The following is a 20,311-nucleotide window of genomic DNA, read 5'->3' as shown; positions in this document are numbered from 1 at the left end:
GCCAAGAGCAAGGACCACTTTATGCCTCTTCTCAGCCCGTTCGGCCCGTGACATGGTGATTTCAATCAACAAAATCGGTGCGCTTGCGCGCCGTTCTGACCGGAGGCGACCCTGTGATTGCGAACGCTCAACGGATGTTCAATTTTGATCTCGGCGAGACTGCGGACGCGATTCGCGAGACCGTGCGTGACTTCTCCCAGAACGAGATCGCGCCGCGCGCCGAAGCCATCGACAAGACCAACCAGTTTCCGCTCGATCTCTGGCCCAAGATTGGCGCGCTCGGCCTGCACGGTATCACGGTGGAGGAAGAGTTCGGCGGCGCCGGGCTCGGCTATCTCGAACACGTCATCGCGGTAGAAGAGATTTCGCGCGCCTCGGCGTCGGTGGGCCTGTCCTATGGCGCGCATTCGAACCTCTGCGTCAATCAGTTGCGTCGCAATGGCAACGAAGCGCAGAAGCGCAAATATCTGCCGAAGCTGATCTCGGGCGAACATGTGGGATCCCTCGCGATGTCCGAGCCGGGTTCGGGCTCGGACGTGGTGTCGATGAAGACCCGCGCCGACAAGAAGGGCGACCGCTACGTTCTCAACGGCAACAAGATGTGGATCACCAATGGCCCGGTGGCGCAGACGCTGGTGGTCTATGCCAAGACCGATCCGGCTGCCGGCCCGCGCGGTATCACCGCCTTCATCATCGAAAAGGGGATGAAGGGTTTTTCGACGGCGCAGAAGCTCGACAAGCTGGGCATGCGCGGCTCGGATACCTGCGAACTCGTCTTCGAGGATTGCGAGGTGCCCGAGGAGAACGTGCTCGCCGAGGTCGGTCGCGGCGTCAATGTCCTGATGTCCGGCCTCGATTATGAGCGCGCGGTGCTCGCGGCAGGCCCGCTCGGCATCATGCAGGCCTGTCTCGACGTCGCGCAGCCTTATGTGCATGAGCGCAAGCAGTTCGGCGAGCCGATCGGTAACTTCCAGCTCGTGCAGGGCAAGATCGCCGACATGTATGTCGCGCTGAGTTCGGCGCGCGCATATGTCTATGCGGTGGCGAAAGCCTGTGATCGCGGCGAGACCACCCGCGAGGATGCTGCCGGCGCCATCCTCTACGCGTCGGAACGCGCCACGCAATGCGCGCTGGACGCGATCCAGCTGCTCGGCGGCAATGGCTATATCAACGACTATCCCACCGGCCGCCTGCTGCGCGACGCCAAACTCTACGAGATCGGCGCCGGCACCAGCGAGATCAGGCGGATGCTGATCGGGCGGGAGTTGTTCGCGAAGAACGGGTGAGGGGGCGGGCGATTTAATCGATGCGCTGCGTCTTACATTCGTCATTCCGGGGCAGGACGGACTGCGGAGCGGGCCGGACTGAGCCGAGTTTCCACTGTCATTCCGGCGCGCGCGTCGCCGGCGAAGCCGGCAGAGCGCGAATCCGGAATCCCGATGTGTTTTGCGCTGAACATGTCGAGATTCCGGGTTCACGTGCGCGAAGACGCGCCCGCGCCCCGGAATGACAGTGTGGGGCGGGAAGACAGGCCCAAACATTTATTCCTATATCCCGTTGACAATGTTTCCGTCAGGTTTATATTCCCATCCATCCTGCCCCACCGAGAGGGGCGATCGCGATCGTCACGTTCGCGGGGTGGGATGCGGTGGACGCCGGAGATGCGGCGTCACGCGGTTTGGGGGTGACGTCTGTCTTCGGGCAGGACGGATCTGCGCCAGCACTGCCACTGGCAAGGAGACGGCCGACCCTGGGATGGAAAGACTCCCTGGACAGTGTGACGGACGACCAAGTCAAAACGCGTTCGGCTTACTCGCTTGAGGCTCCCTTCCCATCGCCTTGGGACTTTAATTCGCGATCGGAGCGTTCGTCGAGGCAAAGTGCAAGCAACCGAAAAAACACCGCATGCGGAACGCCGGGCAATCGCTCGGCGCCTCCGAAAGTCCTGATGCACTCTAGATTGCGGAAGACCGCATCGCATCAGGCCCAAGGGTGCAACGGGCACCCGGCGTTCCGCACGCCCTCTCACAGGGGGCGGGAATGCAAGCAACGACGGCGCCCCCGCGCCGCAAACAACAGGGGTGATGACGCATGTCTGAAGGGTCGTGGCTGTTTGACAAATTGAATCAAGAGCAACGCAGAAGCGCGGCTGTGTGTCCGCCACTTCAGAGACATTCAAAAGGCATCGCCACTTGATCCACCTCAATCCTGTCACGGCAAAATGCGCAGATGATTGGCTCATCGCGTCGATCGACGCACCGTCGCAAGCAGGAGCAGGATCATGCCGAAAATGAAGGCTGCGATATTTGTCGAACCGGGGCGTATCGTTCTGGATGACAAGCCGATCCCCGACGTCGGCCCGCTCGATGCGCTGATGCGCATCACGACCACCACGATCTGCGGCACCGATGTGCATATCCTCAAGGGTGAATATCCGGTCGCGAAAGGGCTGACCATCGGACACGAGCCGGTTGGTATCATTGAGAAGCTCGGCAGCGCCGTCACCGGCTATCGCGAGGGCCAGCGCGTCATTGCCGGCGCCATCACGCCGAGCGGTCACAGTTATGCATGTCTCTGCGGCTGCTCATCGCAGGATGGCGCTGGAACCAAGCACGGCTTCAAGGCGGCCGGTGGCTGGCGGTTCGGCAATACGATCGATGGTGCGCAGGCCGAGTATGTGTTGGTACCCGATGCCATGGTCAATCTCAGTCCGGTGCCCGACGCGTTGACGGATGAGCAGGTGCTGATGTGTCCGGACATCATGTCGACGGGATTTGCCGGTGCCGAGCGCGGCGGCATCAGGATCGGGGACACGGTGGTGGTGTTCGCTCTAGGGCCGATCGGACTCTGCGCCCTCGCCGGCGCCAAGCTGATGGGCGCGACCACGATCATCGGTGTCGATACGGTACCCGCGCGCATCGAGGTCGCCAAACGGCTCGGCGCCGATATCGTCGTCGACTTCAAGAAGGGTGATCCGGTCAAGCAGATCATGGACCTCACCGACGGCCGCGGCGTCGATGTGGCTATCGAAGCGCTCGGTACGCAAGGCACCTTCGAATCAGCGTTGCGCGCGCTGCGGCCGGGCGGCACGCTGAGCAGCCTTGGCGTCTATTCGACGGATCTGCAGATTCCCCTGAGCGCCTTTTCGGCGGGCCTCGGCGATAACACGATTGTCACCAGCCTGTGCCCCGGTGGGAAGGAGCGGATGCGACGGCTGATGAACGTCGTTGCCTCCGGCCGCGTCGACCTGACGTCGCTGGTCACGCATCATTACCGGCTGGACGATATCGAAAAAGCCTACGATCTGTTCTCGCACCAGCGCGATGGCGTGCTGAAGGTCGCCATTACGCCGTGAGGTGAGGAGGGTAGTGAGGCTTAACCGCAATGGCGCGCTGGCGTCCGCGATATCCCTCCCCCTTGCGGGGAGGGTCGGCCGATAGGCCGGGGTGGGGGTGCCACAAGTGACGCTCTCACGTGGGCGCCCCCACCCGACCGGCCAAGTGGCCGGCCACCCTCCCCACGCAAGAGCGGGGGAGGGAAAAGACAACTTCTCACATGGCCAGGAACGAGCGATTCCAGGTCGGGCTGATCAGCACCTCATTGATACAGACATGCGGTGGCATGCTGGCGATGAAGGCGATGGTCTTGCCGAGATCGTCCGGCTGCAGCATCCGCGCCATCACCTCGTCACTCGGCGGCACCGGACGGTTCTTCATGATGTCAGTGGCGACCTCGCCGGGTGAGAGACAGCAGGCGCGCAAGCCGTTGACGCATTCGTCCATGTTGAAGGAATGGGTCAGCGCCAGCACGGCGTGCTTGGTGGCCGTATAGGCCGGCCCCGTCATTTTCGACACGATGCGCCCGGCCCACGAGGCAACATTGATGATGCAGCCGTCCTTCTGTGCGCGCATCGCGGGCAGCACCGCGCGCATGCAATACATCACGCCATTCAGATTGATGTCGACGATCTGGTCCCAGCCGTCCTGGGTGACGTCTTCCCAGCTCCGCTTCGGCAGGTTGACGCCGGCGCTGTTGACCAGAAGGTCGATACGCCCATGTTTGGCGAGGATGGCCTGCGCCACCTTGTTGACGTCGTCGGCATTGCTGACATCCAGCGCCATTGCCTCCACGGGCTTGCCACCGGCGCCGAGTTCATCGGCGACGCCCTTCAGCACATCGGCGCGGCGCCCGGAAATGACCACCGTCCAGCCGTCCGCCAGCAGCGCCTGCGCGCCCGCCTTGCCGATTCCGGTGCCGCCGCCGGTCACCCATGCGATCCTGGTCTTGCTGCTCACGATTTTCTCCCTGATCGTTTCTTGCTTCGCGATGTCCATCGTTTTCTTGCTTCACGATGGCCAAAGTGTTCAACAATAATCGCGCCGGCGCCAGTGCCGCCAACTCATGAGCCTCATGCCGATGCCGACCGACACCAAATCGCCCATCGATCAGAACCGCCTCTGGGACGACCATATGGCCCTGGCCGCCATCACCGATCCCGACAAGCCATGGACGCGGCGATCGTTCTCGCAGCGTTTTCTCGACGGCCGTGCGTGGCTGCATGAGCAATATATCGCAGCCGGCATGACGGTGCGTATGGATGCCGCCGCCAACGTGATCGCACGGCTGGAAGGCGGCGTTCCGGGCCTGCCGCCGATCATGCTCGGCTCGCATTCCGATACGGTGCCGTCCGGCGGGCGCTTCGACGGCATTTCCGGCATCCTCACGGCGCTGGAGGTCGTGCGTGCGCTGCAGGCGTCCGGCTACAAATCGCGACATCCGATCGAGATCGTGGATTTCCTTGCCGAGGAGCCTAGCGAATACGGCCTGTCATGCGTCGGCAGCCGCGCCATGGTCGGCGAGCTCGATGCCAGGATGCTGACTTACACCAATGCAGCGGGTGAGACGCTGGCCGATGCCATCAAGCGCGTCGGCGGTGATCCCGCCGCCATCGCCGCGATGCAGAAGCCGGAATTCGTTGGCTATCTCGAACTGCACATCGAGCAAGGCGTGGTGCTGGAAAGCAAGAAGCTCGATCTCGGTCTCGTCACCGGGATCGCCGGCATCACCCGCGTCGAGATCGTGCTGAAGGGCGCCGCCGATCACGCCGGCTCGACGCTGATGGAATATCGTAAAGACGCGAGCCTTCCCGCCGCCGAACTCGTGCTGCTGGTCGCTCAGCAGGCCAATGCATTTGCCGCGCGCAAGCAAGGCCACTTCGTCGCTACCACAGGGATCCTCGAGATCAGCCCGAATGCCGCCAATGTCGTGCCCGGCGGCGCACGCATGATCCTCGATATCCGCGCCGAGAAGGCCGCGCTGGTCGATGAATTCGTGGCACTGCTCGATCGTGAGAGCCTCGCCATCGCAGGCCGAGCCAAGGTCGAACGCGCGCGCTTCGCGTTGATCTCGCAGAATCCGCCCGCGCCTTGCGACGATCATCTGCTTGATGTTCTCGGGCGCAGCGCCGCCAAGCTCGGTTATTCCACGACGCGGCTGGCGTCGGGAGCCGGTCACGACGCGGCTTTCATGTCGCATATCGGCCGCAGCGCGATGCTGTTCATTCCGTCAAAGGACGGCAAGAGCCATTGCCCGGAGGAATGGTCGGAGCCCGAGCAACTAGCCGTCGGGGCGGCAACACTGTTCGAGGCGGTGCGGCTACTCGACGGACAGAACGACTAGCTGGCGGTGCGTTCGGCCAGCGCGCCGTGTTGAACAGAGGTCAGATAATCGCCGACCTGCTCGATGCCCATGGGCTTGGCGAAGAAGTAGCCCTGCATGAAACGGCAGTGCTCCTTGCGCAGGAAGTCGACCTGTTCGCTGTTCTCGACGCCTTCGACGATGCAGTCGTGACCGAGGCCGTTGCACAGTCCAAGCATGGTGCGCAGGATCAGGCGCGCGGCAGAATCCGTCTCGATCTTGCTGATGAAGCTGCGATCGATCTTGACCTTGTCCAGCGGCAATTCGCGAATGCAGCTCAGGCTCGAATAGCCGGTGCCGAAATCGTCCAGCGAGATGCGGGCGCCGAGAGCCTTCAGGGCATTCAGCGCTTCGGTCGCCTGTGCGAGATTGCCCATCACGGCCGTCTCGGTAATCTCGAAGTCGATGCGGCTGGCCTTCAGCTTGCTTTGCTGGACGACAGCAATGATCTTGAGGATCGACAGGGGGGAGGCGACGTCGACCGCAGAGAGGTTGAACGAAATCCGGACATGCTCCGGCCATGTCGCTGCACCTTCAAGGGCCTTGCGCAGCAGCAACGGTGTCAACTGGCCGATCATGCCTGAGCGCTCGGCGGCGACAATGAAGCTCATCGGTGGAACATTGCCGAGCTCCGGGCTCTTCCAGCGCGCCAGGGCTTCGAAGCTCGCAGGCTGTTGTGTTTCTGCGTCGATGATCGGCTGGTAGGCGATCCACAATTCCCGTTCGAGGTCGGCACTGGCCAGGGCCCGACTCACAGAGGAGGCTTCGCGGATATCGGCTTCGTGTTCTGCAGAAAACCGAACGGCCTTGCCACGCTTGTGCTGCTTGGCAAAGAACAGCGCGTAATCGGCGCGCTCGAACAAATCCTGCGCGGTCCTGGCTGTGTCCGGAAATTCCGCATATCCGATCGAGCAGCTGATGCTAACTGTAATGTCATCAATCTCGAACGGGATGTCGAACAGGTTCTCGATGCTCTCTTCCGCCTCAACAATTGCATCCGGGTCGAGCAATTGGTCGCTGAACATGACGAATTCGTCGCCGCCCAGTCTGCCCAGAAACACGTGAGGAGCGAGGTGTGCGCGCAGTCTGTCTGCGACTTCGACCAGCAAGCGATCACCCGTGTGGTGCCCATGGATGTCGTTGATCGGCTTGAAGCCATCAAGATCCAGGATGCCGAGCAGCAGGCCGCCGCTACTGTGCTCAGTGTTGACAATGCCGCGCTCAAGCTCGGCAAAGAAGTTCCGGCGATTGGGGAGACCGGTGAGGCTGTCGATATTCGAATTCCGGAAATTCTTGTCGCTCAGCACCTGCAGCTCAGCCTGCTTGATACGCAGCGCCTTCTCCGAGTTCACCCGCTTCTCGAAATCGGAGTAATTGCCGAGCAGCATAAAGAGAACGGCCCCGATGACCACGACGAAGTTGAAGGCGATGGAGACGAAGACGACATTGTCGCTGGAGCCGAAAAAGAACGCGAAAGGCACGACAACCAGCGCCATCACGATCAGCGCTGCCGCGCGCAGATGCATGAGGCAGAAACCGCAGCCGATCGATGTGACGGCCATAAAGAACGCAACGTGGCTTTTGCTATAGGCGTCGCCATAGGGAAACAGGCTGAGGCTCCAGGCAGTGAACGCGACACCGAGAATGCCGGCAAAGATGATCGAGCCGGTGAGCTTCTCGACGGCTTGGTTGAGCGACAGTGTGGTGTTCCGCGCTCTCAACCAGCTCAGTATCCGGATCACACAGATTGCATCGAATGCAGCAGGGAGATAGACGGTAAGCAGATGTGGCGCAGTACCATAAAAGGTGATTGCAAGTGCCGTCGTGTTGACGACCACCAGCGCATACATCATCGGCACCTGACGGGTGAAGGCAGCGAGTTTCGCTTCCACCAGTTCGGGGTTTTCGCGCGGCACGCGGAAGATCGTTCCGATTTGCGATGCCGCCATTTCGAAGTAGTTCAGCATCGTACCGTCCTGGACTCTGCACTGGTAAGTTAGATACCTATCGCAACTTCTTTAAGATTGGCCTGCCTCGGTTGTCTAAAGTTCGAGCGAGTAACCGGTTGTTCTAACTGGTGTATTTTCTTCTGTTTGCGATGGTGCAGGTGCGAAAAGGTCGGGGGTGGTATTAAGAAACCGACCTTGCATCAGCGACATCGCAGCGGCATGAGGTTGAAGAAGGTCCATTCGCCGTGGGTGAGAGGAAGGATTTGACGACAGCGAGCAGGGTGTTCGAATGATCTATGTGAGCTCGCTCGGAGGCCTTGCTGCTGTGGCAGACTCGCTGCCGGCCTTCGATCTGCTGACCCTTCTGTCGCCCACAACGAGTGAGCGCGACTGGAGCGGGTTGGCGCGTGAGCGTCATGTGGAACTGACTTTTCACGATATCGTCGAGGTGACGCCGGACCTGATCGCGCCAGATGCCGACGTCATGGGTGCCATTCTTCAATTCGGCCGCGGCAGCATCGCTGATCGCCCGATGCTCATTCACTGCTGGGCAGGTATCAGCCGTTCCAGCGCTGCGGCTTACGCCATCGCCTGCGATCGCAATCCCGGCTACGAGGGGGCGATTGCAGATGAACTCCGCAAACGCTCTCCTTACGTGACACCAAACAAATTGATGGTGCAGTTGGCCGACGAACAGCTTGGCCGCGACGGCCGCATGGTCGAAGCCATCGCACGCATCGGCCGCGGTGCGGACGCTTTTGAAGGTGAGCCTTATCGATTGCCGTTGAACTGGCCTATTTGATCAGGGCCGCGACACCAAGCAGAAAGCCGATCTCGAATAGTTGCTCCACAGCACCGAGCACGTCGCCGGTGTAACCACCGATCAGACGACGCGACCAGAGTGCGAGCAGTGCGGCGAGCGCTGCGCCGAGCAGAAGACCCGCAAAAAGCGATACGACCGAGATGAGCATCAGCGGGATCGCCGCAAGCACGACCACAACAAGTGCAAACAACGATTCCTCAAATCGCACGGGCGCCTCGGCGTAAGTGACCTTCATCGCGCTGGTATCGCCGCTATAGGGCAGGCGGTTCATCACGAAGGCCGGCATGGCGCGTGCTGCGGCGTGGACGGCGATCAGCGCTGCCGCACCTGCCCACAGTGGTAATATGGCGAGGGCCGCGATACGCAGCGCCGTGCCCAGGCAAAGTGCGAGCGCCCCGTAGGTGCCGATGCGGCTGTCCTTCATGATCGCAAGGCGCTTCTCGACGGTCCAGCCCCCGCCGAAGCTGTCAGCTGTGTCGGCCAGGCCGTCTTCATGCAGCGCGCTGGTCAGAGCGATGCTTGTCGTGATCGCCAGCAGGGCGGAAATCAGCGGTGACCAGAATTCGCCGGCAACGAGAAACACGATTGCGGATGCAGCGCCGATGCCGGCGCCGACCACCGGAAAATACTTCATTGCACGCGCAAGCCAGTCAGGCCCTTGCGCGTCGATAGTTGCCGGTACCGGCAGCACCGTCAGGAAACGGATCGCATTCAAAAGATGCGGATCCGGCCTCATCTAGATCTTTCCGGCCAGCACGTCGTCGAGGCTGGCGACGTCGGTCAGCATGCGCGCCGCAGCACGGACCAACGGCACCGCAAGCAGCGCGCCGGTGCCTTCACCGAGCCGCAAGCCGAGATCGAGTAGCGGCTTGGCATCGAGCGCGTTCAGCACGATGTCATGGCCGCGTTCGGCCGAGCGGTGTGCGAAGACGCAGTAGTCGCGTGCAGCCGGGCACAGGCGAACGGCGAGCAGTGCCGCGGCGCTGGAGATGAAGCCGTCGATGATCACCGGCCGCCGTTGCGAAGCTGCGCCGAGGATCGCTCCGGCCATGCCCGCGATTTCCAGTCCGCCGAATTCGGCAAGCACATCCAGCGGCGCAGTTGCGTCGCTGCGCGCTGCCGCCTTCGTGATCGCCGCGCGCTTGCGCGCCATGCCGGCATCATCCTGCCCGGCGCCAACGCCGATACAATCATCCAGGGGTGCCGGTGCGAGTCGATGAACCACCAGTGCCGAGGAGGCCGTGTTGCCAATTCCCATCTCGCCGAGCGCGATGATGTCTGCGCCGGCCTTGATCTCACCGACAGCGATTCTGAAGCCGCGCGTCAGCGCATCGGCCGCGTGCTCTGCCGTCATCGCTGGCTCGCGCGCGGCATTCGCCGTACCCATGCGAACCTTGGCGTCGATCAGCTTCGGGTGCACCGGCAGCTCGGCGGCGACGCCGATGTCGATCACGCGCACATCGATGTCATTGGCCGCGGCGAAAGCATTGGCCGTGGCGCGGCCGGCCAGATAGGTCGTCACCATCGCGACCGTGACCGCCGACGGATATTGCGACACGCCTTCGGCTACGAGTCCGTGATCCCCCGCGAAGACCAGGAGCACGGCATTGTCGCCGCGGGGCTCGCCCGGATGCCGGATCATGCCGAGCTGCAGCGCCAGGTCCTCGATTCTCCCCAGCGACCCCGGCGGCTTGGCCTTGCCGTCGATGACGGCACGGATGCCTGCCGCGATCTGCGGGTCAACAGGCGCAATGGCGGGCGGTTGCCACAAGGGCTGGGAATGGGCGGACATAGGGTTCCTTTTCGCGGCCTAACTGACGCAAGACGACCTGCAAGGTCAACAGGTCCGGGCGACAGTCCGTCGGCGCGGTTGACCCCGGCGCACCCGGCAGCTAGCGTCTTTTGCGATGGTCCTTCCGCGTGGAAGGTGAATAGGGAAGCCGGTTTGAGGCCGGCGCTGCCCCCGCAACTGTAAGCGACGAGCCCGCGCCGGTGCCACTGGGAATTCTTCAGAATTCTTGGGAAGGCGGCAACAGGCTGTGACTCGCAAGCCAGGAGACCTGCCATCACGAACTGTGCTTTGGAGGCGTCGTCGGGGCGGGGTGCACCGGACGGGAGCGAACCGACGGCCATGCTGTCGGCGCGATCCAACAAAGCTCGTAGGCCCGCGAGGGCATGAACTGAGCACGTAATGGATCACGACAGCGCCGATATCTCTGGCGAACAAATTTCGGTCGAACCGCCGCGCCCCGTGCCGGCTGGTCCCGTTGTCGTGAGTGTGTGCATCAGCTGCAAGGCCGCCGAAACCGGCACGATCGTCGGGCCGGACATGTTCGATGCGGTGAAGGCCGCGCTCGGCGATGGCGATGCCGCCGTGATGGTGCGTCCTGTGCAGTGTCTCAGCGTCTGCAAGCGGCCAGCAACCGTCGCGGTGACGAGCCCTGATGGCTACACGTTCCTGTTCGGCGACCTGCAGACAGATAGCGGCAGCGCGGCGCTGGTGTCTTTCGTGGAGTCCTATCAGAAGGCCGACTACGGCCTGGTGCCATGGCGCGAGCGCGCCGAGGTGCTGCGCAAGGGCATGGTCGCGCGCGTGCCGCCGATGCGTTGGTCGCCTGAAGATGGGCGTGCGCCGAAATGACCGCGACCTCTACCACGTTGGTGCTGGGTGGTGCGCGCTCGGGCAAGTCGTCCTTCGCCGAAAAGCTGGTCGATGGCATCGGCCTGACGAAAATCTATCTGGCCACTGCGACGGCCGGTGACGACGAGATGCATGCCCGCATCGCGCAGCATCGCAAGCAGCGCGGCGAAGGCTGGATCACCGTGGAAGAGCCGCTGGCGCTGGTCGATGCGCTGACGCGTGAGGCCACGGTCGGGCGCGTTGTGCTGGTGGATTGCCTGACACTGTGGCTGTCGAACCTGATGTTTGCCGAGCGCGATCCGGAAATCGAAGCCAAGCGCCTGGTGCGCTTCCTCGATGTCTCGCGCTATCCAATCGTGTTCGTGTCCAACGAGGTCGGCCTCGGTCTCGTGCCGGAGACGCCACTTGGACGCGCTTTTCGCGATGCGCAGGGGCGGCTCAACCAGATCATCGCGGCCGCCGTGCCGAATGTTGCTTTCATCGCAGCCGGACTTCCGCTCTGGCTCAAGCGTTCCCAGGAGAATTGAATGTCCCGCGTTCCCGTCACCGTCCTCACCGGATTTCTCGGCGCCGGCAAGACCACGCTGCTGCGCTCGCTGCTGACCCAGGCCGATGGCCGCCGCATCGCCGTGATCGTCAACGAATTCGGCGATGCCGGTTTCGATGGCGGTCTGGTCGAGGAATGCGCGGCAAGGGCCTGTGCGCCCGGCGATATCGTCGAGCTTACCAATGGCTGCATCTGCTGCACCGTCGCCGACGACTTCGTGCCGACCATGGATAAGCTGCTGTCGCGCGAGCGTCCACTCGATGCCATCGTCATCGAGACCTCCGGCCTCGCGCTGCCGCAGCCGCTGTTGAAGGCCTTTGCCTGGCCAGCGGTGAAGACTCGCGCCACTGTCGATGGCGTCGTCACTGTCGTCGACGCACTGGCGCTCTCTGAAGGCCGTGTCACGCTGGACGAAGACGCTGTTGCCGAACAGCGCGCCAAGGACGAAGGCGTCGAACACGACGACCCCATCGAGGAAGTGTTCGAGGACCAGCTCGCTTGCGCTGATCTGGTGGTTTTGTCGAAAAGCGATCTCGTCGCTCCAGAAAAGCTCGCCGAGATCGAAGCCAAGCTGAAAGCCGTGTTGCGCCCCGGTGTCAGCATCGTGCGCTCCAAGGGCGATCTCGCGCCATCGGTGCTGATCGGCCTCAATGCCGCAGCCGAAGATGACATGGCCGCTCGTGTCGGCCATCACGGCGAGGAAGAAGAACACGACCATGACGACTTCGACAGCATCGTCGTCAAACCCACCGCTGCTGCGAGCATCGACGCGATGCGTGCGCGCATCAGCGACGCGCTTGGCCTCGACGGCGTCCTCCGTGTGAAGGGCCATGCCCGCATCGCCGATAAATCTGCTCCGATCGTCGTGCAGGCCGTGGGTGCCCGCGTTGAACTCGCCTTCGCCCGGCCGGACGTGATGCAGGCCGAGCATCTGGTGGTCATCGGCCTCAAGGGATTCGACGGCGACGCCGTGCGAAAGGCACTCGCCGGGTAACGCAGGTTCACCCGCATGCATCTGAAGCTCGATATCTCCGGCAGCATTGACGATGGCGACGTCGCCCGCGATCTCGGGCAGGACACCGCCGATATCGTCGTGCTGTCGGCGGCTGACAGCGATCTGGCGGCGTTCAATGCTGCGCATGCGACACTGCCGGGCGATTTCCCCAGCGTGCGGTTCACCAACATGCTGGCGCTCGGCCATCCCGCGTCGGTCGATCTCTATGTCGAGCGAACGCTGGCCAGGGCGAAGATCGTGGTGCTGCGCATGCTCGGCGGTATCAGCTATTGGCCCCATGGCGTCGAGAGCCTGCGCAGCGACGCATTGAGCCGCGGCGCCAAGTTTGCTTGCCTGCCCGGCGAGATGGACTGGAATGCCGAACTGGCCGCCCGCGGCACGGTCAGCAGCGACGAAACCCATGCGTTGTGGCGCTATTGCAGCGAGGGCGGCGTCGACAACGCGCAGCTGGCACTGCGCTATGCCGCGCATCTGATCGGTCACGGAGAGGAGCCGCCTGTTGCGCGGCCGATGCCTTCGGCCGGCTTCTGGCCGGGTGAACCCGCGGGGGATAACCGGCCGAATGCGATTGTGATTTTCTACCGCGCGCTGGTGGCCGGCGGCGATACTGCGGCAATCGATGCATTGCGTCGGTCGCTCGACGCGCGCGGCCTCAACGCGGCCTGTCTCTACGTCACGAGCCTGAAGGATGAGCGCTCCGCGGCTTTCCTGCGCGCCGCGCTTGCGGCCTATCCGCCCGATATCATCATTAACGCGACGGCCTTCGCCACTGCGACCGCGCATGACGATGCCGGCGTGTTGTCGGCGTCAGGCTGTCCGATTCTGCAGGTCGCGCAGGCCGGCATCTCGCGCGCCAGCTGGGAAGCCTCTACTCGCGGCCTGACGCCGCGCGATCTGGCGATGCATGTGGTGTTGCCGGAAGTCGATGGCCGCATCTTCGCCAATGCCATCGCCTTCAAGGAACGTGGCGCCAGCGACGGCGGCTTTGCGCCGACAACATTGCAGCCGGTGCAGGATCGGATTGATGCGACCGCTGATCTGGCGCGCGCCTGGGTGCGCTTGCGCCGCGCTGGGGCGTGCGAACGACGCGTCGCGCTGATTCTGGCCAATTATCCCAATCGCGATGGACGCCTTGCCAATGGCGTCGGCCTCGATACGCCGCAGAGCCTGATCGATGTGATCGCCGCGATGCGCGAAGCCGGCTACGGCACTGGTGACGCGCCTGACACGACGGCCGCCATGATGCAGCTATTGCAACAGGGTCCAACGAATGCGCTTGCCGATCGCGCGGAGCGAAGCGGTGGCGTGACGTGGCCGCTGGCTGAGTATCACGCGGCCTTTGCGACGCTGCCGACCAATGTGCGGCTGGCTATTGAGTCACGCTGGGGCAAAGCTGAGAACGATCCGCATGTGGTCGACGGTGCATTCCGTCTCGGCCTGCATCGTTTCGGCAATATCACTGTCGGTGTGCAGCCGGCACGCGGTTACAATATCGATCCCAAGAGCACCTATCACGATCCCGATCTGGTACCGCCGCATCACTATCTCGCCTTTTATCTCTGGCTGCGCCGCGGCTTTGATACCCATGCGGTGGTGCATCTCGGCAAGCACGGCAATCTCGAATGGCTGCCGGGGAAAAGCGCCGGTCTGTCAGCCGATTGTCTGCCCGATGCCGTACTCGGTCCGCTGCCGCATCTTTATCCGTTCATCGTCAATGATCCCGGCGAGGGTATTCAGGCCAAGCGCCGCACCTCCGCCGTGATCATCGATCACCTGACACCACCGATGACGCGGGCCGAATTGCACGACGATCTGGCGCGGCTGGAGAATCTGGTCGACGAATATGCCATGGCGACCGATCTCGATCCCAAGCGCGCTGCCGTGATCGCCGAAGACATCCTGTCGCTCGCCCGCGCGCAGCAGATTGATGCCGACGTCAATGTCACCCGCGACACGCCGACGGGCGAGGCGCTGCGCGCGCTCGATGCGCATCTCTGCGATCTCAAGGAAATGCAGATCCGCGACGGACTGCACATCTTTGGCCGCGTACCCGAGGACGCCCAGCGCAATGATCTCCTGGTGTCCATCGCGCGCCTGCCACGCTCCGATATCAAGCCGCAGGATGCGTCACTGCATCGCGCATTGGCTGCCGATCTCGGGCTTGGTGCGTTCGACCCTCTGACCCGTGATATGGCCGATGACTATCTCGGCCCGCGCCCCGGTGTTCTTGCCGATGTCAGCCATGCGGTGTGGCGCACCGCAGGTGACACCGTCGAACGAATCGAAAGGCTGGCGCTGCAACTTGTCTCCGGCCAGCTGCCCTGCGATCCCACCTGGACGCGCGCCACCGATGTACTTCACTGGATCAATGTGAAACTGCGACCCGCCATCGATGCTTGCGGTGGCGCGGAGACGGCCGCATTCCTCGGAGGACTCGACGGGCAGTTCGTGCGGCCCGGTCCATCTGGCGCGCCAACGCGTGGACGCCCCGATGTGCTGCCGACCGGGCGCAATTTTTTCGCCGTCGACGTTCGCGCCGTGCCAACGCCATCCGCCTGGCGCATCGGGCAACTGGCGGCCGAACGGCTGGTCGAGAGCTATTGGCAGGAGGCCGGCGAATGGCCGCGCGCGATTGCGCTGTCGGCCTGGGGCACGGCCAATATGCGCACCGGCGGTGACGATGTCGCGCAGGCATTGGCGCTGATTGGCGCGCGCCCGCTGTGGGAGGAAACCTCCGGCCGTGTCACCGGCTTTGCCATTACGCCGCTGTCTGAGCTGAAGCGCCCACGCGTGGATGTGACCTTCCGTGTCTCCGGCCTGTTCCGCGATGCGTTCCCGACCCAGATGGACATCATCGGCTCCGCCGTGAGTGCCGTGGCCGAACTTGACGAACCCGACGACGCCAATCCTATTGCCGCCAATGTCCGCGCGCGTGCCCGCACGCTCGAAGCCGGTGGCATGACCTGCGAGATCGCACGGCGACAGGCGACGCGCCGTGTGTTCGGCTCCAAGCCCGGCGCTTATGGTGCGGGCCTGCAGGCGCTGATGGATGAGGGTGGCTGGAGTAATCGTGCCGACATTTCCGAGGTCTATCTCGATTGGGGCGGCTATGCCTATGGCGGTGGAACCGATGGCGAGGACGCGCGAGGCGAATTCGCCGAACGGCTGAGGGGCGTCGATCTCGTCGCGCAGGCGCAGGACAATCGCGAGCACGACATTCTGGATTCCGACGACTATTACCAGTTCATCGGCGGCCTCGCGGCGACGGTGCAGACGCTGCGTGGCTCGGCGCCGCGCATCGCCCATATCGATACGTCGCGCCCCGAAGCGCCGATTGCCCGGCCGCTGGCGCATGAGATTTCGCGCGTGGTGCGCGGCCGCGGCGCCAATCCGAAATGGATCGCCGGCGTGATGCGCCATGGCTACAAAGGTGCGTTCGAGATCGCGGCCACGGTTGATTATCTGTTCGGTTTCGCGGCCTCCACCAATGCGGTCGCCAATCACCATTTCGATCAGTTGTTCGCCTCCTATTTGGAAAATGACGAAGTTCGCGGCTTTATGGCATCTGCCAATCCCGCGGCACTGCGTGAGACGGCGGCGCGCTTTGCCGAAGCCATTCGCCGGGATCTGTGGACACCGCGTTCCAATCGCGCTGCCGATCTGATTGCCGAACTTCTGCCGCAGGTACACAAAGAGATCGCAAAGGAAATCGCATGACCGGGACCGCCCACGACGAAGCCGCCGAGAACGCGCGCCACAAGGAGAAGGCCGCCAAGCACAAGGCGGCCAAGGACAAGATCATGGCGACCAAGGTCGGCGAGAAGGGCCTGTTGATCGTTCATACCGGCACCGGCAAGGGCAAGACTTCTGCAGCGCTCGGCATGGTGTTCCGCCATATCGGTCACGGCTATCCGGTCGGCATCGTGCAATTCACCAAGTCGCCGGAATGGGACACCGGCGAAGCGCGGTTGCTGAAGACCTTCCCGGATCTCGTCACGCTGCACATTATGGGAGAGGGCTTCACCTGGATCACGCAGGACCGCGAACGCGACATTGCTGCCGCGACCGCGGGCTGGGAGCGCGCCAAGGAGATGATCCGCGATGACCGCCATCGTCTGGTGCTGCTCGACGAACTGAACATCGTGCTGCGCTACGACTATCTCGACCTCAATGAAGTCCTGACCTTCCTGCGCGACGAGAAGCCGGCCGACAAGCACGTTGTCATCACCGGCCGGAACGCCAAGCCCGAACTGATCGAGATGGCCGATCTGGTCACCGAGATGACGCTGATCAAGCATCCGTTCCGCGCTGGTATTAAAGGCCAGAAGGGCATCGAATTCTGATGAACCTGAATACGCCTGCGCTGATGATCCAGGCGACCGGCTCCAATGCCGGGAAGTCGACGATCGTCGCTGGGCTGGCGCGGGCACTGGTGCGGCGTGGCTTGAAGGTGGCACCGTTCAAGCCACAGAACATGTCGAACAATGCTGCTGTCGCGGTCGATGGCGGCGAGATCGGTCGTGCGCAGGCGGTGCAGGCGCGGGCCGCCAGGTTGCCGCCAAGTGTCCATATGAATCCGGTGCTGCTGAAGCCGGAGACGGATACCGGCGCCCAGGTGATTGTGCAGGGCAAGCGCTGGGGCGCGTTGCGGGCGAAGAACTATCTGGAGAAGAAAGCTGCACTCCTCCCGGCGGTGCTTGAAAGTTTTTCGCTGCTGGCCGATCAGGCGGACATCGTTCTGGTTGAAGGCGCCGGCAGCCCGGCCGAGATCAATCTGCGCGCCGGCGACATCGCCAATATGGGCTTTGCTGCCGCGGCCAACATTCCGGTGGTGCTCGCCGGTGATATCGATCGCGGCGGCGTCATTGCGAGCCTGGCCGGCACGCATCTGGTGCTTGAGGCGGAGGAGCGTGCGCGCATCCACGGCTTCATCGTCAACAAGTTTCGTGGCGATCCCAGCCTGTTCGACAATGGCCTCACCGCGATCACGCGGCTGACCGGCTGGCCATCCATCGGCGTGTTGCCATGGCTGCCGCAGGCGGCGTTCCTGCCCGCCGAGGATGCCGTCGATCTCGATCGCACCCATGCCTCGTCATCGACCCGTATCATCGCGGTGCCGGTGCTGGCGCGGATCGCCAATTTCGACGATCTCGATCCGCTTGGCATGGAGCCCGGCGCGAAGCTTGTCTTCATCAGGCCGGGCGAAGCCATTCCGGGCAATGCCGACGTGATCATCATTCCCGGCAGTAAATCTACCATCGGCGATCTCGCCTTCCTGCGTGCGCAGGGCTGGGACATCGACATCAAGGCACATGTGCGCCGCGGTGGTCATGTGCTCGGCCTGTGCGGAGGCTACCAGATGCTCGGCCGTACGATCGCCGATCCCGATGGCGTCGATGGTTCACCAGGCACTGTGGAAGGGCTCGGCCTGCTCGATATCGCGACGCTGATGAGCGCGGATAAATCCACGACGCTGGTCACCGGTACGCATTGTGCGACTGGCGCCGCGATTGAAGGCTACGAAATCCATCTCGGTCGCAGCGAGGGTGACGACTGCGCGCGGCCGCTCGTGATGATCGATGGACGACCTGATGGTGCTGCGTCAGTCGATGGACGGGTGCAGGGAACTTATGTCCATGGCCTGTTCACCGGGGATGCGTTCCGCAAGGCATGGCTGGCCAATCTCGGCATAGCTTCGTCGCTGGCCTATGATGCGCAGATTGAAGCCGCGCTCGATGCGCTGGCCGATCATTGCGAAAAGCATCTCGATATCGATCGGCTGATCGAGATTGCCCGCAGCCGTCAGAGCAGCAGCGCCAGCGCCGCATAGATTGTGGCTTGCAAGACGCAAGCCGCGACGAACACGCGAAGTGCCCGCCCGATGTCGTCAGGTTCTGCGGTTCGGCCTTCGGCATTGAGATAGGGATCGTTGACGGCGCCCTCGGCATAGACACGCGGTCCAGCGATCGCGATTCCGAGCGCGCCAGCCATGGCGCTTTCCGGCCAGCCGGCATTGGGCGAACGATGCTTGGAAGCGTCGCGCATCATGATCTTCAATGACGAGATGATTGATCCCCGTGCAACCGGCGCAGCGAGCGCGACCAATATTCCCGACAGGCGCGCCGGGATCAGATTGACGAGATCGTCGAGCCGCGCTGCGGCCCAGCCGAAATTTTGATATCGTGCGCTGCGATGACCGATCATGGAGTCCGCCGTGTTGATGGCCTTGTAGGCGATCAAACCGGGCAATCCCAGCAGCGCCAGCCAGAACACCGGCGCGACAATGCCATCGGAGAAATTTTCGGCGGTGGATTCGATCGCCGCGCGCGCGACGCCGCCTTCATCAAGCCGCTCGGGATCGCGGCCGACGATCATGGCGACGGCCTGGCGTGCTGCGGGCAATCCGCCCTCGGTGAAAGCGCGGTGCACGCGGGCCACATGCTGATACAGGCTGCGTTGCGCAATCAGTGTCGAGGCAATCAGGGCTTCGATTGCAAAGCCGATCCAGTTGTCGTTGAGGAGATCGGCAAGCAGTCCGCCGACAAGTATTGCGACACTGACCAGCGCGATGATGGTGACGATACCGGCCAGCTTGCGTTGCCGACGCGACCAGCTCTCAGGGTTGAGCCGGCGTTCCAGCCAGCCGATGCCGCTGCCGATCCAGACCACGGGATGCGGTGCGCGGCGCCACAGCCAGTCGGGATCGCCGATCACGGCATCGAGCAGCAGCGCGGCGACCACCAGCAGGAGCGCGTCGCCATGCACCAGCATCAGGGCGCCACGCGGCTGATTTCGGCGGCCAATCGGTCGAGTGCTTCCACCATGGTCGGACCGCCGCAGGCGGTGAGGCGTTCGGGCAGAACCAGTCGCTTCGATGCGGGATAGAATTTCTCCAGTGCGGGATGCAGCAGGAAGGCGCGGCCTTCGTCTTCGGCGAAATCGGTATTGTCGGTGACCAGCAGCAGATCTGGCCTCAGCGTGACGATCGCCTCCAAGGAGGCGAAGCCGCCAGCCTTGAGGCCGAGCTCGCCGCCGGCATTGCGCAGCCCGACCGCTGATAGCAACGACGTGGTCAGATTTTCGCCGCCGGACACCCAGCCGCGCCGCGACACCGCCAGCACGCGCAACGGCTTGCGCTGTACGGCGGCATGGGCCTGCGCGATTGCAGTATCCAGTTTCGCTATTTCGGCTTCAGCACGCTCCGGATGCTTGACCAGCGCGCCCATCTGGCGGAGCTGTTTCTTGACGTCGTCGAGCGAGCGGGCGGGATCGAATTCGGTGACCTTCAGTCCCTTGTCCTTCAGGAGTTCACGGGTCGCGCGCTTGGTGAAGCGGCCTGCGACGACGACATCCGGCTTCAGCGCCAGCACGTCCTCGGCCTCGCCGGACAGCAGGCGGAACGCCTTAGCCTTGTCCTTGTCCCACGAACGGAACGGATCGCGCGCATAGGGGCTGAGGCCCAAAATCTGCTCGGGATCGGCGAGGGTGACGAGCAGTTGATCGGTGCAGAGATTGATCGAGGCGATGCGCGGCAGATCGGCCGCACTGGCCTGCAGCGGCGCCCATGCGAGCAGCGCGAGTGTCGCAGCCGCGAGCGGCCAAAGCCTCTCGCGCTTCGCCCGATATGATGGCATGACAC

The 20,311-nt window shown here is 63.2% G+C and carries 16 protein-coding genes and 1 riboswitch; of the genes, 10 read left to right on the top strand and 6 right to left on the bottom strand.

Annotated features, from left to right (window positions below; genetic code table 11):
• The first annotated feature begins 113 nt into the window (after positions 1-113).
• Positions 114-1,286, top strand: a complete 1,173-nt coding sequence (locus AB7783_RS14955) for an isovaleryl-CoA dehydrogenase (RefSeq protein ID WP_089265707.1) — start codon at positions 114-116, stop codon at positions 1,284-1,286.
• A 995-nt stretch (positions 1,287-2,281) separates the two neighbouring features.
• The gene (locus AB7783_RS14950; protein WP_089265289.1) at positions 2,282-3,355 is read left to right on the top strand and encodes an NAD(P)-dependent alcohol dehydrogenase; all 1,074 of its coding nucleotides are present in this window, start codon (positions 2,282-2,284) and stop codon (positions 3,353-3,355) included.
• A 196-nt stretch (positions 3,356-3,551) separates the two neighbouring features.
• Here the strand turns inward: AB7783_RS14950 and AB7783_RS14945 are convergent, their stop codons facing one another.
• Positions 3,552-4,295, bottom strand: a complete 744-nt coding sequence (locus AB7783_RS14945) for an SDR family oxidoreductase (protein WP_414716982.1) — start codon at positions 4,293-4,295, stop codon at positions 3,552-3,554.
• Positions 4,296-4,410: 115 nt separating this feature from the next.
• Between AB7783_RS14945 and AB7783_RS14940 the strand changes: the two genes are divergently transcribed.
• Entirely contained in the window at positions 4,411-5,679 is a 1,269-nt protein-coding gene (locus AB7783_RS14940) for a Zn-dependent hydrolase (protein ID WP_441278064.1), read from the top strand.
• Here the strand turns inward: AB7783_RS14940 and AB7783_RS14935 are convergent.
• Positions 5,676-7,664: a putative bifunctional diguanylate cyclase/phosphodiesterase gene (locus AB7783_RS14935; protein WP_441278063.1), complete on the bottom strand. Its 1,989-nt coding sequence runs from the start codon at positions 7,662-7,664 to the stop codon at positions 5,676-5,678. The genes AB7783_RS14940 and AB7783_RS14935 overlap by 4 nt on opposite strands.
• A 271-nt stretch (positions 7,665-7,935) precedes the next feature.
• Here AB7783_RS14935 and AB7783_RS14930 point away from each other — a divergent pair, with 271 nt between their 5' ends.
• Positions 7,936-8,448: a tyrosine phosphatase family protein gene (locus AB7783_RS14930; protein WP_441278062.1), complete on the top strand. Its 513-nt coding sequence runs from the start codon at positions 7,936-7,938 to the stop codon at positions 8,446-8,448.
• Here AB7783_RS14930 and cobS read toward each other — a convergent pair.
• Positions 8,441-9,205 (bottom strand): adenosylcobinamide-GDP ribazoletransferase, encoded by a 765-nt coding sequence (gene cobS, locus AB7783_RS14925; RefSeq protein WP_439062759.1) that lies wholly within the window; start codon positions 9,203-9,205, stop codon positions 8,441-8,443. The genes AB7783_RS14930 and cobS overlap by 8 nt on opposite strands.
• The gene (gene cobT, locus AB7783_RS14920) at positions 9,206-10,261 is read right to left on the bottom strand and encodes a nicotinate-nucleotide--dimethylbenzimidazole phosphoribosyltransferase (protein WP_441278061.1); all 1,056 of its coding nucleotides are present in this window, start codon (positions 10,259-10,261) and stop codon (positions 9,206-9,208) included.
• A gap of 99 nt (positions 10,262-10,360) precedes the next feature.
• Positions 10,361-10,551: riboswitch (cobalamin riboswitch) on the top strand.
• A 109-nt stretch (positions 10,552-10,660) separates the two neighbouring features.
• On the opposite strand from cobT, the gene AB7783_RS14915 reads away from it, so the two are divergent.
• Genes AB7783_RS14915 through AB7783_RS14890 form a run of 6 tightly spaced genes read left to right on the top strand, consistent with a single transcriptional unit; the run spans position 10,661 to position 18,502 of the window.
• The gene (locus tag AB7783_RS14915) at positions 10,661-11,110 is read left to right on the top strand and encodes a DUF1636 family protein (RefSeq protein ID WP_089265284.1); all 450 of its coding nucleotides are present in this window, start codon (positions 10,661-10,663) and stop codon (positions 11,108-11,110) included.
• A complete protein-coding gene (gene cobU / locus AB7783_RS14910) occupies positions 11,107-11,637 on the top strand; it encodes a bifunctional adenosylcobinamide kinase/adenosylcobinamide-phosphate guanylyltransferase (RefSeq protein WP_439072557.1) in 531 nt (176 codons plus the stop codon). Before AB7783_RS14915 ends, cobU begins: the two co-directional genes overlap by 4 nt.
• On the top strand, positions 11,638-12,651 hold the full coding sequence (cobW, locus tag AB7783_RS14905; protein ID WP_441278060.1) for a cobalamin biosynthesis protein CobW: 1,014 nt from the start codon (positions 11,638-11,640) through the stop codon (positions 12,649-12,651).
• A gap of 15 nt (positions 12,652-12,666) precedes the next feature.
• Entirely contained in the window at positions 12,667-16,389 is a 3,723-nt protein-coding gene (cobN, locus tag AB7783_RS14900; RefSeq protein ID WP_441278059.1) for a cobaltochelatase subunit CobN, read from the top strand.
• The gene (cobO, locus tag AB7783_RS14895; RefSeq protein WP_320445086.1) at positions 16,386-17,015 is read left to right on the top strand and encodes a cob(I)yrinic acid a,c-diamide adenosyltransferase; all 630 of its coding nucleotides are present in this window, start codon (positions 16,386-16,388) and stop codon (positions 17,013-17,015) included. Before cobN ends, cobO begins: the two co-directional genes overlap by 4 nt.
• The gene (locus AB7783_RS14890) at positions 17,015-18,502 is read left to right on the top strand and encodes a cobyric acid synthase (RefSeq protein ID WP_441278058.1); all 1,488 of its coding nucleotides are present in this window, start codon (positions 17,015-17,017) and stop codon (positions 18,500-18,502) included. Before cobO ends, AB7783_RS14890 begins: the two co-directional genes overlap by 1 nt.
• Here AB7783_RS14890 and cbiB read toward each other — a convergent pair.
• Together cbiB and AB7783_RS14880 are read right to left on the bottom strand one after the other, a co-directional pair.
• Positions 18,475-19,443, bottom strand: a complete 969-nt coding sequence (gene cbiB, locus AB7783_RS14885) for an adenosylcobinamide-phosphate synthase CbiB (protein WP_441278057.1) — start codon at positions 19,441-19,443, stop codon at positions 18,475-18,477. The genes AB7783_RS14890 and cbiB overlap by 28 nt on opposite strands.
• The gene (locus tag AB7783_RS14880; RefSeq protein ID WP_441278056.1) at positions 19,443-20,306 is read right to left on the bottom strand and encodes an ABC transporter substrate-binding protein; all 864 of its coding nucleotides are present in this window, start codon (positions 20,304-20,306) and stop codon (positions 19,443-19,445) included. Before AB7783_RS14880 ends, cbiB begins: the two co-directional genes overlap by 1 nt.
• Positions 20,307-20,311: the final 5 nt, after the last annotated feature.

Source organism: Tardiphaga sp. 172_B4_N1_3 (genome assembly GCF_052076035.1).
GTDB lineage: Bacteria > Pseudomonadota > Alphaproteobacteria > Rhizobiales > Xanthobacteraceae > Tardiphaga > Tardiphaga robiniae.
The sequence above is the reverse complement of the archived record's forward strand: the minus strand, read 5'-3'. Positions and strand labels throughout refer to the sequence as shown.

What these genes read in the sequence shown, in the direction of transcription:
- AB7783_RS14950 (WP_089265289.1), top strand. Translation starts at nt 2,282, where the DNA reads ATGCCGAAAATGAAGGCTGCGATATTTGTCGAACCGGGGCGTATCGTT.
- AB7783_RS14940 (WP_441278064.1), top strand. Translation starts at nt 4,411, where the DNA reads ATGCCGATGCCGACCGACACCAAATCGCCCATCGATCAGAACCGCCTC.
- AB7783_RS14935 (WP_441278063.1), bottom strand. Translation starts at nt 7,664, where the DNA reads ATGCTGAACTACTTCGAAATGGCGGCATCGCAAATCGGAACGATCTTC.
- AB7783_RS14930 (WP_441278062.1), top strand. Translation starts at nt 7,936, where the DNA reads ATGATCTATGTGAGCTCGCTCGGAGGCCTTGCTGCTGTGGCAGACTCG.
- cobS (WP_439062759.1), bottom strand. Translation starts at nt 9,205, where the DNA reads ATGAGGCCGGATCCGCATCTTTTGAATGCGATCCGTTTCCTGACGGTG.
- cobT (WP_441278061.1), bottom strand. Translation starts at nt 10,261, where the DNA reads ATGTCCGCCCATTCCCAGCCCTTGTGGCAACCGCCCGCCATTGCGCCT.
- AB7783_RS14915 (WP_089265284.1), top strand. Translation starts at nt 10,661, where the DNA reads ATGGATCACGACAGCGCCGATATCTCTGGCGAACAAATTTCGGTCGAA.
- cobU (WP_439072557.1), top strand. Translation starts at nt 11,107, where the DNA reads ATGACCGCGACCTCTACCACGTTGGTGCTGGGTGGTGCGCGCTCGGGC.
- cobW (WP_441278060.1), top strand. Translation starts at nt 11,638, where the DNA reads ATGTCCCGCGTTCCCGTCACCGTCCTCACCGGATTTCTCGGCGCCGGC.
- cobN (WP_441278059.1), top strand. Translation starts at nt 12,667, where the DNA reads ATGCATCTGAAGCTCGATATCTCCGGCAGCATTGACGATGGCGACGTC.
- cobO (WP_320445086.1), top strand. Translation starts at nt 16,386, where the DNA reads ATGACCGGGACCGCCCACGACGAAGCCGCCGAGAACGCGCGCCACAAG.
- AB7783_RS14890 (WP_441278058.1), top strand. Translation starts at nt 17,015, where the DNA reads ATGAACCTGAATACGCCTGCGCTGATGATCCAGGCGACCGGCTCCAAT.
- cbiB (WP_441278057.1), bottom strand. Translation starts at nt 19,443, where the DNA reads ATGCTGGTGCATGGCGACGCGCTCCTGCTGGTGGTCGCCGCGCTGCTG.
- AB7783_RS14880 (WP_441278056.1), bottom strand. Translation starts at nt 20,306, where the DNA reads ATGCCATCATATCGGGCGAAGCGCGAGAGGCTTTGGCCGCTCGCGGCT.